General features: G+C 52.6%; 14 protein-coding genes. 12 read left to right on the top strand and 2 right to left on the bottom strand.

Annotation, left to right across the window (positions count from 1 at the left end; genetic code table 11):
* The 5 genes from K5905_RS12020 to K5905_RS12000 all read left to right on the top strand — a co-directional run.
* On the top strand, window positions 1-426 hold a 426-nt coding region (locus K5905_RS12020; RefSeq protein ID WP_297584051.1), incomplete at its 5' end, for an MlrC C-terminal domain-containing protein.
* A 1,053-nt stretch (window positions 427-1,479) separates the two neighbouring features.
* The gene (locus tag K5905_RS12015) at window positions 1,480-2,079 is read left to right on the top strand and encodes a hypothetical protein (RefSeq protein ID WP_297584048.1); all 600 of its coding nucleotides are present in this window, start codon (window positions 1,480-1,482) and stop codon (window positions 2,077-2,079) included.
* A 282-nt stretch (window positions 2,080-2,361) separates the two neighbouring features.
* Window positions 2,362-3,660, top strand: coding sequence for an FAD-dependent oxidoreductase (locus K5905_RS12010; protein WP_297584045.1), 1,299 nt, complete (start codon window positions 2,362-2,364; stop codon window positions 3,658-3,660).
* Complete coding sequence (locus K5905_RS12005) at window positions 3,657-4,505, top strand: DUF1365 domain-containing protein (RefSeq protein ID WP_297584042.1); 849 nt, start codon at window positions 3,657-3,659, stop codon at window positions 4,503-4,505. Before K5905_RS12010 ends, K5905_RS12005 begins: the two co-directional genes overlap by 4 nt.
* Before the next feature lie 22 nt (window positions 4,506-4,527).
* Window positions 4,528-5,757 (top strand): cyclopropane-fatty-acyl-phospholipid synthase family protein, encoded by a 1,230-nt coding sequence (locus K5905_RS12000; RefSeq protein ID WP_297584041.1) that lies wholly within the window; start codon window positions 4,528-4,530, stop codon window positions 5,755-5,757.
* Window positions 5,758-5,793: 36 nt separating this feature from the next.
* Here K5905_RS12000 and K5905_RS11995 read toward each other — a convergent pair whose 3' ends face one another.
* Window positions 5,794-6,600, bottom strand: a complete 807-nt coding sequence (locus K5905_RS11995; RefSeq protein WP_297584040.1) for an SDR family NAD(P)-dependent oxidoreductase — start codon at window positions 6,598-6,600, stop codon at window positions 5,794-5,796.
* Window positions 6,601-6,659: 59 nt separating this feature from the next.
* The gene (locus K5905_RS11990; RefSeq protein ID WP_297584039.1) at window positions 6,660-7,316 is read right to left on the bottom strand and encodes a ChrR family anti-sigma-E factor; all 657 of its coding nucleotides are present in this window, start codon (window positions 7,314-7,316) and stop codon (window positions 6,660-6,662) included.
* Window positions 7,317-7,632: 316 nt separating this feature from the next.
* Here K5905_RS11990 and K5905_RS11985 point away from each other — a divergent pair, with 316 nt between their 5' ends.
* From K5905_RS11985 to sseA, 7 genes are all read left to right on the top strand, one after another.
* Window positions 7,633-8,667, top strand: a complete 1,035-nt coding sequence (locus tag K5905_RS11985; RefSeq protein ID WP_297584037.1) for a cysteine synthase A — start codon at window positions 7,633-7,635, stop codon at window positions 8,665-8,667.
* Window positions 8,668-8,694: 27 nt separating this feature from the next.
* Window positions 8,695-10,209, top strand: a complete 1,515-nt coding sequence (gene cls, locus K5905_RS11980) for a cardiolipin synthase (protein ID WP_297584034.1) — start codon at window positions 8,695-8,697, stop codon at window positions 10,207-10,209.
* Window positions 10,210-10,307: 98 nt separating this feature from the next.
* Window positions 10,308-10,958 (top strand): LysE family translocator, encoded by a 651-nt coding sequence (locus tag K5905_RS11975; protein ID WP_297584033.1) that lies wholly within the window; start codon window positions 10,308-10,310, stop codon window positions 10,956-10,958.
* Between the two features lie 16 nt (window positions 10,959-10,974).
* On the top strand, window positions 10,975-11,871 hold the full coding sequence (locus K5905_RS11970; protein WP_297584030.1) for an NAD(P)/FAD-dependent oxidoreductase: 897 nt from the start codon (window positions 10,975-10,977) through the stop codon (window positions 11,869-11,871).
* Between the two features lie 120 nt (window positions 11,872-11,991).
* Window positions 11,992-12,708: an alanyl-tRNA editing protein gene (locus K5905_RS11965; protein WP_297584027.1), complete on the top strand. Its 717-nt coding sequence runs from the start codon at window positions 11,992-11,994 to the stop codon at window positions 12,706-12,708.
* 36 nt (window positions 12,709-12,744) lie between these two features.
* The gene (locus tag K5905_RS11960) at window positions 12,745-13,224 is read left to right on the top strand and encodes a GFA family protein (RefSeq protein WP_297584025.1); all 480 of its coding nucleotides are present in this window, start codon (window positions 12,745-12,747) and stop codon (window positions 13,222-13,224) included.
* Between the two features lie 9 nt (window positions 13,225-13,233).
* Window positions 13,234-14,082: a 3-mercaptopyruvate sulfurtransferase gene (sseA, locus tag K5905_RS11955; protein ID WP_297584022.1), complete on the top strand. Its 849-nt coding sequence runs from the start codon at window positions 13,234-13,236 to the stop codon at window positions 14,080-14,082.
* The last annotated feature ends 42 nt before the right edge of the window (window positions 14,083-14,124 follow it).

The following is a 14,124-nucleotide window of genomic DNA, read 5'->3' as shown; positions in this document are numbered from 1 at the left end:
CTGACAATCGGCGGTGCATTCGGTAGCTGCTGCCCGCGTGTTACCGCTGAGGTCGTGGTTGGTAAAAAGTTCGGAACCGAGACTGAGCAGAACCGGGAAGTAATGGTTCATATTGCTGGCAATTCCATCATCCTCACTGAACGCCGCCGTCCGTTTCACAATTTGAATGACTTCGAGCGATTTGGTATCGCGGTGGAGGAAACCGCTTTTCTTATTGTGAAATCCGGTTACCTGTCCCCTGAACTTGCTCCATTGGCCAATCCTGCGCGCATGGCACTTACAGATGGCGCAGTCAATCAGGGCATTTCTTCTTTGAAAAACGACTGCAGACCGGATCCTTCATACCCGTTTCAGCTTGATTTTAATTGGTCTCCGAAGGCAAGAATTTCAGGTCGCGCGGCGATGAAGGGCACACAACCCGACTAAAACACGAGCCCTTGCGTTAGGTCTGCAATCAAAATCAATCTGCAAACAAATGCCTCTGGAAGCCCTACGTCGTTATCTGTTCCAATTACGGAACATGAGCCGTAATCACGCGCAATTTCCAAAACCAACTTTGCTGGCAATGTAAAAACACGGCATGCGCCCAATATTTGGACTTATTTAATTAAGTATTCGAATTTAAGCAGTGGCAGCAGCGTCTTGAAAAATTGCCGAGTGTTCTCTGTCGTTTAGGCCTAAATAACCGCCCACAAACCGCCATAATTCAGGGAGTATTGTAATTTTTATCAGGGTTGAGTGTGGTGCTGGCGATTGTTTTCATTTGCTGGATAGGCGATTTTTAAAAGAACAAAATACGAAACCTCGCGTTTGTCGGTCGTAATGTGGAACGCATTGACCGGCGCAAAGGTTCGACGTTATGGAATTTGGCCGAAACGCATTGAGCTGCAAAAGGCGCTGCGTTTCCGGAAACATTAAACAAATCAGCACGTAAACTCCATCGATTGCCTCACACACAAAAACAGTGCTCCGTCGACGAGATGTCGGCGGAGCTCATTTTTGAAATCAGTTTTTACACGAAATGACGAGGCACCTTTCGGGAGGCTTCCAAACAAGTATTCTTCGCCTTACGCTCGGTTAGCCAAAAAGTTATTTCTTATCGAACGATAGACAACAAAAGATCGAACGCAAACGAAACTCATTCATCTAATAATTCTTCAAATAGATAAAAAGATTTATAATCTAAAGATAGATTCAAAAAATAGGCACTTTTTACAGGGAGAAAATGTTCACGTCGCGGTGATTAACCTTGATTAGTCCCATCGAGACCACACTTATTATCGAAAAGTAACCAAAATCACATCATTTTGTGATTTTTATTACACCTGATCGGCAGATCATGGTGCAATAATGGCGAAATCGTGACTGCGCAAAGGGGCGTTCAAAGACTAAATCAATGCGACAGAGTCCGAAAAGGACCGAAGCAAAACAAAAGCCCCAGCGTGGTGAAGAGAGTTGTATTAGCCTTGGGAGGCGTACATGCAACGGAATACCAGAGCAGGAACTTTTGCGCTTGGCCTCATCCTCGCCTTGGCGGGTAGCGCTGCAGCAGCCCCATTGCCTCAGGAAACGATCACGTTGCCTGAAGACCGGCTTGCAGTCACCGTCGCTTCGGCGAGCCTGGACCAAAAGGATCCACTTGAGAGCGAGCTGACCATTTGGGTCGGAGAAATTGAGCTCGACGGACGCAAGACCGTCTGGGTTGAGTTGATCGATTCATATGGCGAAGTCATCTACGATTCAGAAGTGAACACCAACGAAACCCATCTGCTTCCAGATGGGCGGGCCGTCGTCGTGCGCGCCATGGATACAGATACATTCGTTGCAGAAGCCAAGGACGAATCCAGACTGCCGACCGAGGGCGCTCTGATGGTCACCCGTCGTGTCGTAAACGACGGGTCAGAAGCAACAACCGTCGAGTTGATCGAAACCGGTGATGAACCCGTCAAACGGGGGACGATGCTACAAGTCGCCGATTTTGGACAATTGGTCTGGGATAAGGTGGTCGCCTTTTTCGATGCTGCCAAAAGCCGCGTTCAAGTTGCGTGGAACTGGCTCGTCGACACACTTCAGGCCTGATTCAGCCAAAACGGAAAAATTGATCCGCCATTCGGCGGATCATTTGCCCGTGCACTCCTGACAGGGTGCACTGGTTTGATGCCTTTCACCTCTATTCAGACCAGATCCATTCGCTGGGTCCGTATTCAATCGAGACCGAATAGAAGCAGGCATTTATTTTAAAATTCATGGGCCTGCGTGATCCGGCAATTCAATCGTGCCGTAATCAATTCACAACACTAAGAAAACCAACTCCCCTGACCTTGCGTCCTGGGGCGTACCGGTCAGATTGAAGGATTGATTATGCGGATTGCTGTCATTGGCTCCGGCATTGCCGGAAATAGCGCTGCATGGGCGCTAAGCGACAGTCACGATGTTGTTTTGTACGAAAAACGACCGCGGACGGGCGGTCACAGCGCGACGGCAGATATTGATTATGATGGCACCAGCATATCCGTCGATACAGGTTTCATCGTTTACAACGAACTCAATTATCCAAATTTTACCGCGTTGTTGAAACACCTCGATGTCGCCACCGAGGTCAGTGACATGAGTTTTGGATTGTCTGCTGACAACGGATGTCTGGAATGGTCCGGCGATTCCTTAAACTCACTATTCGCGCAAAGAAAGAACCTGCTTTCACCCCGTTTTCTTCTGATGCTGAAGGACATTTTCCGGTTCAACCGAAAGGCCGTTGAGGACCTGAATTCCGGTTTGCTCGCGGGTGACACTTTAGGGGCGTACCTGGACAGAGAGGGGTATTCCTCCGGTTTCATCAATGACTATCTCCTTGCGATGGGTGCTGCGATCTGGTCAACGCCGATCAATGAAATGAGAGCCTATCCGGCCGAGAGCTTTGTCGCCTTTTTTGAAAATCATCGCCTGTTATCTTTTGAGCGCACGATGTGGCGTACGATATCGGGAGGTAGCCGGAATTATGTAAGCAAATTACTCGCCCCACTCACGGGCAAGATCCGCCTTGCAACACCCGTTGCAAGAATTCTGCGCCAGAACGGCAAGGTTCATGTCACCGACACAACAGGCCAGACGGATGTTTTCGATCAGGTCGTGCTTGCAAGCCACACGGATCAAAGCCTCGCGATGCTTGGAGACCCAAGTGAGGCAGAACGCGACATTCTCGGCTCGATCGGTTATCGGCCGAACGAAGTCTATCTGCATCGCGATGAACGCCTGATGCCGAAGCGCAGGCGTGTGTGGGCGTCCTGGAACTACATGTCGGACCGTGATGCCGGAGAAACCCGTGACGTAACCGTCAGTTACTGGATGAACCGTCTCCAGAACCTCGATCAAAGCAAACCGGTCTTCGTAACACTGAATCCCTATCAAGCTCCAAGCGAAGACAAGACTTTTGCCAAATATATCTATGATCACCCCCAGTTCGACGCCAGGTCCTTGCTTGCAAAGCGCCGACTTCAAGAGATACAGGGCGTCAACAACACCTGGTATTGCGGTGCCTGGGCCGGACATGGTTTCCACGAAGACGGGCTGGTTTCAGGGCTGAATGTGGCAAGGGCATTAGGCGCGCGCCTGCCTTGGGAAGAACCAGCACCTCAGCGGCAGCTTCTGGACGCAGCAGAATGACCCGTACATTGTCAAATAGCATCAGTGAGAACGGACCTCCTCCAGAAGGAGCGGCATCGATTTATTCTGGGTCCGTGATGCACCAACGCATGAAACCCAGGGAGCATCGCTTCCATTATTCCGTGTTTTCTGTTCTGCTCGATCTGGACCGGCTGGAAGAAGCCAACCGATCCAGCGGGCTGTTTTCAGTCAATCGTTTCAACTTGCTGTCTTTCCATGAATGTGATCATGGGAAACGCGACGGCACCAACCTCCGCGACCACATTGAAACGTTACTGACAAAAGAGGGCGTGGAGCGCCCGGCGCGCATTCTGCTTCTCGCCTACCCTCGAATGCTCGGTTACGGCTTCAACCCATTGAGCGTCTACTACGCGTTTGGTACCGACACTCAGCTGAGTGCGATCATCTATGAAGTTCGAAATACATTTGGCGGGCTTCACACATACACCATGCCGATCAGGGATGGCCAACTAAGTGACGCAGGTGTGCGTCAAGATCAGCGCAAGGAGTTTTATGTTTCGCCTTTCGTCAGCATGGAGCAGCACTATTTCTTCAGGATGCTGCCACCTGGAGACTCAGTAAGGGTCAGAATACTGGAAAAGGATGCAGAGGGCCCTTTGCTTTCAGCAACGTTCTCCGGAGAACGAAAATCACTCACGAACAAAAACATCTTCAAGGAATGTCTTCGCGTTCCCTTGCTCACCTTCAAGGTTATTAGTGCGATTCACTGGGAAGCCTTTAAAATCTGGCGGAAGCGTGTACCATTTCATTCCCGGCCCGCTAAAGATGCACGAAAGCAGCGTTCGGACGGACAAAAACGCAGGTTGCCATTGGCCTCAAACTGACGATATTTCAAGAGGTTATTTCATGAGTGAGCCAATTGTTCTGACACGTGACAATCTCGGGCATGAGTTGAAGGGAGCGCCGCGCCTGGCCCGAATGGCGGCGAGTCTGGCGCTGAAAATCCGATACGGATCTCTGGAAATCACCTTTCCGGATGGCCGGAGATTTGTCGTAAGTGGTCGCGAAGAAGGCCCATATGGCGTTCTCAATATCCATGACTGGCGTTTTTTCCGAATGGTGGTTCAATCAGGTGATGTCGGTGTCGGCGAAGCGTTCATGGCTGGTTACTGGTCCTCACCGGATGTGACCACGTTCCTTGAAGTTTTCTGCATCAATCAGGAATCCACTTTGGAAGCCATTCAAGGACGCCCGTTTGCTCGTTTCCTGATGTCCGTGCGCCACTGGTTGAATGCAAATACCAGACGAGGATCCAAACGTAACATTTCCGCACATTACGATCTCGGAAATGCCTTCTACAAAGAATGGCTCGACCCGTCGATGACGTATTCTTCGGCGATTTACAGCAACGAAACCAATGATCTCGAGCAGGCACAGGCAGAAAAGTATGCCTCTCTGGTAAGGCAAACCGGCATCGAGCCGGACCACACAGTCCTGGAAATCGGTTGCGGGTGGGGCGGATTTGCCGAACATGTTGCAAAATCAGTGGGCGCGCATGTTCGCGCGCTGACAATTTCCAGGGAACAGTTCGATTATGCCAGGGAACGCATATTCACTGCGGGACTGACCGAGAAGGTCGATGTTGTCTTTCAGGATTATCGCGATGAAAAAGGCGTCTATGACCGGATAGCCTCAATCGAAATGTTCGAGGCCGTCGGCGAGAAGTACTGGCCAACCTATTTCAAACAGCTTTCGCGGTGTTTGAAACCCGGTGGGAAAGCCGGTCTGCAGATCATTACGATCCAGGACAAGATGTTTGAAGACTATCGGCGTGGTACCGATTTCATCCAACGGTACATCTTTCCTGGCGGTATGCTGCCACCGCCAGCGCGATTGCGCGAGATCGGCAAGTCGCTCGGACTGGATCTGATTGACCAGAAAATCTTCGGTCAAGACTACGCCCGGACCCTTGCGGAGTGGCGCCACCGGTTTCGGCACGCCTGGCCTCAGATCAGCCCCCTCGGATTTGACGAGCGCTTTAAACGACTGTGGGAATTTTATTTGCACTATTGCGAGGCAGGTTTCCGCTCAGGAAACATCGATGTCCGCCAAATGGTCTACGTCAAGGAAACATGACGGAAAACCAGTTCAATCTACGTAACAGGCCGGTGTCTAACCGGCCTGTTTTTTGTTCCATCCCGTCGCTTTGGCAACCAGGGAAAAATACAGTCGATAGGGAAGAATTCTAAGCAGCTTCAACTGTCGAACGAATGCGCCAGGAAAGGCTATCTCGAACTTGCTACGGTGGTTCAGGCCTTTTCGAATCTGCTGAACGGACTCTTCAACCGTCATCAGGTGCGGCATTGGAAATGGATTTGATCGTGTAGCCGGCGTATCCACAAAACCGGGATTGATAACCTGAATACGGATCCCCACCCTATCCAGGTCGAACTTCAGTGACTCTGCAAAGTTGATCAGCGCAGCTTTCGTTGCTCCATAGGCCGATGAGGTTGGTAACCCTCTATAACCCGCAACCGAGGAAACGACGGCAATCTGCCCCCTGCCCGTCTGCCTCATTGACTGTATCACCGGCAGAACAGTGTTGACCGTTCCCATCAGGTTAATGTCGAAACTCCTGCGAAAAGCTTCTGTATCGGCGGATAATCCGTCTTGAGGCAGATAGACACCCGCATTGGCGACCAGAAGAGCGATCGTGCCGAACTCTTTGCGAATCTCGGCGCAGCAGCCGGCCATCAGGTCAGTGTTGGATATATCAGCAGGAAATGCCTTGATTGATCCGGAAAGAGTGGATGCCTGACATGCAAGTTCTTTAAGAGCCTGCTCGGATCGTGCAGTCACGGCGACGGTCCATCCCGCCCGCGCCAGGTCCAGTGCGAGCGCTCTTCCGATACCGGAGCTGGCTCCTGTTATCCATGCACATCCGTCTCCCGGGTGCGCAACATATTGCTTTTTTGACAAACCGTTCTCCTTAACCCTTTGCAGTCTATACGCAAAAGGTATGGAAACCGGATTGGTGTTTACCTGATAAAAGGAGCGAACCAGCGGCCAACTGGACCGGTTAATTGCAAGCGCCCGGCTGTAACGGCGAAACAGATACAGTCTTCACCTTCGTCAGCGATCGGCTTGTGATCCACATCGCCATCGGCAAAGGCAAGGTCTCCAGCCACATAGTGGCCGTCGTCGTCCTTGAAACCGCCCTTGAGAACCAAAGTGAGCTCGGTTCCGTGATGTGTGTGTGAGGGCATTGCTCGACCGGCCCGTACCCACAACAGACTGCTCATGCAGCCATCAATCTCACCGAACTTGCACTCTTTCACACCGGGAAGAAGCGTCTTCCAGGGCAAACTGTCAATGGATGTTCCAATGATGGTTCGCAAGGATGTCGGTACTGACGATCCATTTTCCCGCTCGTTTTCCAGCGCGGGTGCATTGTCATTGAGAATGGGCGCATTCGAACTGAAGATCGAAGAAAGCGTGGCATCCCGGTCAGAGAACTCAACAGGATCGATATCATCAAGGCCGGCACCAGCCATCGCTTCCAGAGACGAGACATAGCCCCGGTTCCGGTCACTCAGTTCCAGATGTGCTCCGACAAGTGCCTGTGCCGGAAAAGACAGCGTTCCGGCCGCATATCCGGCCAGCAACTCGTCCATGCCAGTCACATTCTTTTCCATTACCGCTCTCATTAATCTCCAGGCGTCTAAAGTTGGTCTAACGGCGATACGTTAGTCAACGGCTTCCAGATCAATTACTACACCATAAATATTCGAAATTAAATTTTGGTCCATAGCCGGCACAGAACAACTACGACGCCACTTTCAATCATCTGGAGAGAAATTTGGCTCTTGCAGTCCGACTAAACTGGCATTCCCGGACTGAAGCCTTACATTGCAAACTTGATTACGAAGGTCCGGACCATTAGCGTCCAGAACTCATCAGATTTCATCCGGCCTGAAATTGCAACGGGCCGGATCAGCCAGGAATGATTACATGTCTGTGTCCGCTTCCGTTGTCGATGCGATTGGCAACACACCCCTGATCCGCCTGAAAGCTCTGTCAGAAGAAACAGGGTGTGAGATTCTTGGCAAAGCCGAGTTCATGAACCCCGGACAATCGGTCAAAGACCGCCCTGCCCGGCAGATGATTCTTGAAGCTGAAGCCCGCGGCGATCTGAGACCAGGGGGTGTCATCGTCGAAGGCACAGCCGGCAATACCGGCATAGGACTCGCGCTCGTTGCCAGCGCCCGTGGCTACCGGACGGTTATTGTCATTCCGGAAACGCAGACACAGGAAAAGAAGGATATGCTGCGTCTTTGCGGTGCTGAACTGATCGAGGTTCCGGCTAAGCCGTTCAAAGACCCGAACAACTATCAGCATATTGCCCGGCGTCTGGCTGAAGATATGGCAAAGACCGAACCCAATGGCGCCATATTCGCCGACCAGTGGAACAACCTCGATAATCGCAAAGCCCATTTCCTGACAACCGGTCCGGAAATTTTCCAGCAGACGGAGGGCAAGGTCGACGGTTTTATCTGTGCAGTGGGGTCTGGTGGAACCATTGCAGGCGTTTCTGAATATCTGCAGCAAAAGAAACCGGATATCGTCATCGGTTGTGCCGACCCTCGAGGTGCTGCGATGCAGTCGCTGTTCACGACCGGAGAAGCAAAGGCTTCCGAAGGCGGCTCGATTGCGGAAGGCATTGGTCTCGGGCGCTCGACCGCGATCGTCTACGACGTCAAAGTGGATCACGCCTGGACCATTCCGGACGAGGAAGCCCTGCCACTCGTTTTCGATGTCGCACAGCATGAAGGACTTCTGCTTGGCGGGTCGACTGCAATCAATCTGGCCGGAGCTCGCCGACTGGCCAAGGAAATGGGACCCGGGAAGACCATCGTCACTATCTTGTGCGATCACGGCACCCGCTCGCAGTCCAAGCTTTATAATCCGGCATTCCTCCGCTCCAAGAACCTCCCTGTTCCGGAATGGCTGGAACGCGACGTGGCGATCCAGGCGCCATTTGCCTGATCGGACGCGAATCTGATCGCTATTTCCATGGAGCCAGATGATCCAAACCTTGCAAAAGACGGGGCCGCGGCAGAAGCGGTTATCCAGGATGCCGTGACTGACGTCAGCATCCTGGACATCATGGCCAACAATCTTGGACTGGTCGCAGCGTTTGTCGCGGCCATGTATATCACCGCGGGTATTTGTGCTGTCAGGGAGGTGATGAATTCACGAACCTCCCAAGGCTCTGTAGCGTGGCTGCTTTCCCTTTTTTTCCTGCCTTACCTGACAGTGCCGCTCTACTTCGTATTTGGATGGCGTTCTTTTTCCGACTACGCGAAAATCCAGGCCACATTGGGCCGGACGGAAAGAGCCAGACGGGCTGACGAACTCGGGCTGACAGATCACGAGGAAACACGAGACTGGCCAGTCCTGTCGCGGGTTGCAGGCGTTCCGTTTCTTGCAGGCAACAAGGCTGATTTGCTCATCGACGGTGACGCGACATTCAAGGCAATTAAGGCAGCGATAGCCAGAGCCGAGCATGTCATTTTCTTCCAGTTCTTTGCCGTTCACGACGACAAACTGGGGCGTGAGATGGCGGATGCCCTCATCGCAAGGGCCAAGGACGGCCTTGATGTCTGTTTCCTTTATGACGATGTCGGCAGTCATGCGTTGTCGCATGATTTTATCGGACGGATGAAAAAGGCTGGTGTAAAAGTCTGTGGTTTCAACGAAAACCATAAATTTCTCAAACTTCTAGGACCGATGCGGTTGAACTACCGCAATCACCGGAAACTGGTCGTGACGGATTACCGGGAGGCATTTGTCGGCGGTCACAATGTCGCCGATCAATATGTTGGAAGAGACAAGTGGTTCGGTCGCTGGCGGGACACGCATGTCCGTGTTGAAGGGCCTGCCGCCGTTGCCTGTGCGCTTTCCTTTGTCGAGGACTGGCTGTGGGCCAGCGGCGAACACATTGAATTGCCGCAAGTCAACGAGATCCCGATGCCGGGTGACGAGTCCGTTCTGGTGATGCCGACGGGACCGGCCGACAAGCTGGAAGAATGCGCCATAGCGTTTGTCGAAGCAGCTTCGCAGGCCGAAAAGCGCTTCTGGATCACCACGCCTTACCTTGTCCCCTCGCTTGACGTCCAAACGGCCCTTTGCGCCGCTGCGATGCGCGGTGTCGATGTACGTATCCTGTTGCCGGAAAAACGGGACCACTGGACCGTCTGGCTCGCCAGCCACGCCTATGAGGACACGCTCGTCCAACGGGGTGTGAAAATTTATCGTTACACGGACGGTTTCCTGCATCAGAAAGTGACATTGCTCGATGACGAGTTGGTCTCGATCGGCACGGTCAACTTCGACAACCGGTCGTTTCAGATCAACTTCGAACTGACGCTCTGGTTCACTCATGAACGCATGATCCGCAACGTTGAAGACATGCTGGAAACCGACTTCGAAAGTGCGCGGCTGACCTGGCCGGATGCATTCGAGGAGAGAAGCTACTTCTTTCGGGTGGCTGCACAAGGTGCGCGATTGTTGTCGCCCATTCTTTAACCACTGGACTTCGCCAATACCTGCGGAAAGATTGTCTTTGACAAGCAGGCGCAAAAGAGTGTTCTCCTAGAGAACTTCATTTGCTGGCTGAACCAATAATGCTTCCCGATTTCATCCCTTCGTTTTCAGTACTCGCCGGCTTTACAGCCGCTGCGCTGGTTCTGGTGTTTACCCCCGGCCCCGACATGGCGCTCTTTTTGAGCAAAACACTGATTCAGGGTCGCAAGGCTGGGATCGCTGCTCTGCTGGGCGTGACCTCCGGACTGATCATTCACACCGTGTTTGCGGCAATAGGAGTTTCCGCACTACTTGCCGCGTCGGTGTTTGCATTCACGGTTTTGAAAATCGTCGGGGCTGCCTATCTGATCTGGCTTGCAGTTCAAGCGCTTCGAAACGGGACTTCCATTGCGCTCGAAGCTGTCAAGATTACCGAACAACCGTTTCACCGGCTGTGGCTTCAAGGCCTTGGGGTCAACATTCTAAACCCGAAAATTGTCTTGTTTTTCGTGACCTTCTTGCCGCAATTTGTCAGCGCAGACGATCCTGATGCGACGGGAAAACTCTTGTTTCTAGGGAGTTACTTCGTTTTGCTCGGTATGCCGCTTTGCTTGACCATGATACTGGGAGCCAATGCTTTTGCGCGGTTCCTGAAATCGTCACCGCGCGCAGTGCGCATGTTTGACTGGGCCTTTGCCGGCATCATGGGCAGTTTTGCACTGAAGCTCCTGATGGCCAAGGCGTCGAACTAAGTTATGGCGTGATAAGATGCAAACTCAAGTCGCGATTGTCGGTTCCGGTCCCGCAGGTCTTGCTGCTGCACTTACACTGTCCCGTTCGATGATCGATACGGTCATTCTCAATGGCGACAGACCGGCCCGGAATGCGTCCTCCCCCTTTGTGGCGGCACTTCCAGGCATGGACCGCAGGCCTCCAGCGGACATTCGTGCGGATGTGCGTCGCGATATTCTTTCCTATCCATCCACTCGATTTGTCGATGAAAATGTCGTCGATATCCGCATTGGGCAACAAGGCTTTGACCTCGTTCTGGAGAACGGATCTTCTTTGAACGCCGAAATCCTACTACTTGCAACAGGCATGCAGGATATCCTGCCTCAGGTGGCTGGGTTGGAGGAAGTCTGGGGCACTAGCGTCATCAACTGCCCGTTCTGTCACGGATATGAGTGGAAGGATCGCAAGTGGGGCATCTATGCCCATCGTCCCGAGGTCATAGATGCCGCTGAAATTTACCGGAATTGGACATCCGACCTCGTTTACTTCCTTGATCCGGATCTCGCGCTGACAGAAGACAGGCACCGGGACCTTGCAGCGATGGGCATCGCCATAGAACGAATGCTGCCGAATGCAGTGCTGAGCGAGAATGGAACACTGGCCCGCGCCAAACTGCCCGATGGGCGGTCAGTACCGCTGGACTGTATGCTCATCTATCCATATCAGAAGCAGGCGGATCTTCTTTCCGGAATAAACGTGACGATGTCCGAAAACGGATATGTGGAAGTTGACGAGGGTTTCAGAACAAACCTGCCAAACATCTATGCTGCAGGAGACCTGACATATGGAGGTCACCAGAACACACCGACAGCATTCCACATGGGCAACATGGCTGCCGCTACAATCGTGATGGATCTCTGTTTTAAGAAATAAATCTACTGTTCCGATGCTGACCAACACATTTTCGCGACGGTCGCGACAGTTCCGTTTCATTGCTTGCCAGCCGAACATCGATCCGGTTTTCATGAGTTGAACATTTTTCAGGAGACAATCATGACCACGCCCCTGTTTCGTGACGACGCCTATCTTCGGTCGTGTGAAGCCGAGGTTGTTCGGATCAACGATCTTGGCGGCATTCTCCTTGACCGGACAGTGTTTTATGCCACAGGCGGTGGCCAACCAGGTGACAGCGGTTTTCTGGAGCTTGAAGACGGAAATCGTATCGAAATCGCCACAACGGTCTATGACGACGACAGGGCTTCAATTGTCCACGTTCCGGCAGAAGGTCAAATCCTGCCGCCCCCCGGCACCAAACTTGCTGCTCACGTCGACTGGCTGCGCCGCTACCAGGTGATGCGAGTTCATACAGCCTTGCACCTTCTGTCCGTCGCGCTGCCTTATCCCGTAACCGGTGGTCAGATCGCGGTCTCAGAAGGTCGGTTGGATTTTGACATGGGTGAAATCACCGTCGACAAGGATGCCCTGCTTGAAAAATTGAATACCCTTGCATCGCAGGATCATGCGGTTACCTCGGAATGGATAACTGACGAGGAGCTGGATGCAAATCCGGGTCTCGTTAAAACCATGTCAGTGAAACCACCTCGGGTTAGTGGACGTGTCCGACTGGTGCGGATCGGGGACGGAGTTGATTTGCAACCCTGCGGCGGAACACATGTTTCCAGAACATCAGAAATTGGTACTCTGTCTCTTGGCAAGATCGAAAAAAAAGGCAAGCAGAACAGACGTGTTCGGATACGATTGACGGACTGATCCGTTACAGATGCAGATAAAGGCCGGGAGGGTGAAATGAAACTCAAGGGAAGTTGCCGCTGCCGGGCCATTGAATTTGAGATGGAAAGCAAGACCCCCTACCCTTACATGCGCTGCTACTGCTCAATCTGTCGGAAGGCCGCGGGAAGCGGTGGCTATGCGATCAATCTCATGTGCCAGGCTGGTAGTCTCAAAATCCAAGGGGCTGAATCGAAGGCGATCTACAATGCCGTGATAAACGGTGTGACCAGCGCTGCTGAACGCCATTTCTGCAAATCTTGCGGCACGCATCTTTGGGTTTGGGATCCGCGATGGCCGGAACTGATCCATCCGCATGCAGGGACAATCGATACCCCCTTGCCAAGACCACCTGAGACTGTCCATATCATGCTTGAGTTCAAGCCTGAATGGATCGAGGTCCCGGACGGTCCCGGCCACGTTCATTTTCAAGGCTACCCGGACATGTCCATAGAAGAATGGCACAGGTCCAAGGGACTTTACGAAGGTATGACCTAAGGAGATAAAATGACCGACCATCCGCTCGTAACCACCCAATGGCTGGCCGATCATCTTTCCTCACCGGACCTGGTGGTCATCAATGCCTGGATGCCACCAGTCACGCATCCAGACGCGCCGTCAATCTATCCACACGCTCATATTCCCGGTGCTGTCTTTTTCGACGTCAACGAAATCTGTGAAAAGAATACCGACCTTCCACACATGCTTCCCGCACCACATGTGTTTTCATCGGCAATGCGCAAGCTTGGTGTTGGTGACGGCCAAACCATTGTCGTCTATGATGATTTCGGTTTCTACTCAGCTCCACGCGTTTGGTGGACCTTAAAAAGCATGGGTGCGGAGCGAGTCCATGTCCTGGACGGAGGGTTTCCGAAATGGCGCGCAGAAGACCGGCAGGTTGAGGACATCGCACCACGCAGGGTGCAAAGTCACTTCTCGTCCAGGCTCAACCACGGCGCGGTTGCCGACATTACTCATATCCGGAAAGTCATTGAAACCGGATCCCGGCAGATTTTGGATGCGCGATCGACGGACCGATTTTCCGGAGACGCACCTGAACCGAGAGCCGGATTGCGTTCCGGACACATGCCGACAGCAAAAAACCTACCCTTCACCCAACTGATCGCGGACGACGGGACTTTCAAACCCAAGAGTGAACTGTTTCAGATCTATCAGGATGCCGGAATTGACCTGGAAAAACCGGTGACTACGTCATGCGGCTCCGGTGTGACCGCGGCGATACTCACACTCGGCCTCACAGTGCTTGGTGCGAGAGATCTCGCATTGTACGATGGATCATGGTCCGAATGGGGGGCACGTGACGATACACAAGTGGTCACAGGTCCAGCGGAATAGGATTGAAACTCTCCGGTTGTTTCAAGCGTTGGCTGCACTTTT

It is taken from the genome of Roseibium sp., from assembly GCF_025698965.1.
GTDB lineage: Bacteria > Pseudomonadota > Alphaproteobacteria > Rhizobiales > Stappiaceae > Roseibium.
Note: the sequence above shows the minus strand (reverse complement) of the source record. Positions and strands in the feature narration are given on the sequence as shown.

Coding starts and splice junctions, on each gene's coding strand:
- cls (WP_297584034.1), top strand. CDS start 8,695: ATGGAGCCAGATGATCCAAACCTTGCAAAAGACGGGGCCGCGGCAGAA.
- sseA (WP_297584022.1), top strand. CDS start 13,234: ATGACCGACCATCCGCTCGTAACCACCCAATGGCTGGCCGATCATCTT.
- K5905_RS12015 (WP_297584048.1), top strand. CDS start 1,480: ATGCAACGGAATACCAGAGCAGGAACTTTTGCGCTTGGCCTCATCCTC.
- K5905_RS11990 (WP_297584039.1), bottom strand. CDS start 7,316: ATGGAAAAGAATGTGACTGGCATGGACGAGTTGCTGGCCGGATATGCG.
- K5905_RS11975 (WP_297584033.1), top strand. CDS start 10,308: ATGCTTCCCGATTTCATCCCTTCGTTTTCAGTACTCGCCGGCTTTACA.
- K5905_RS12000 (WP_297584041.1), top strand. CDS start 4,528: ATGAGTGAGCCAATTGTTCTGACACGTGACAATCTCGGGCATGAGTTG.
- K5905_RS11965 (WP_297584027.1), top strand. CDS start 11,992: ATGACCACGCCCCTGTTTCGTGACGACGCCTATCTTCGGTCGTGTGAA.
- K5905_RS12010 (WP_297584045.1), top strand. CDS start 2,362: ATGCGGATTGCTGTCATTGGCTCCGGCATTGCCGGAAATAGCGCTGCA.
- K5905_RS11970 (WP_297584030.1), top strand. CDS start 10,975: ATGCAAACTCAAGTCGCGATTGTCGGTTCCGGTCCCGCAGGTCTTGCT.
- K5905_RS12005 (WP_297584042.1), top strand. CDS start 3,657: ATGACCCGTACATTGTCAAATAGCATCAGTGAGAACGGACCTCCTCCA.
- K5905_RS11960 (WP_297584025.1), top strand. CDS start 12,745: ATGAAACTCAAGGGAAGTTGCCGCTGCCGGGCCATTGAATTTGAGATG.
- K5905_RS11985 (WP_297584037.1), top strand. CDS start 7,633: ATGTCTGTGTCCGCTTCCGTTGTCGATGCGATTGGCAACACACCCCTG.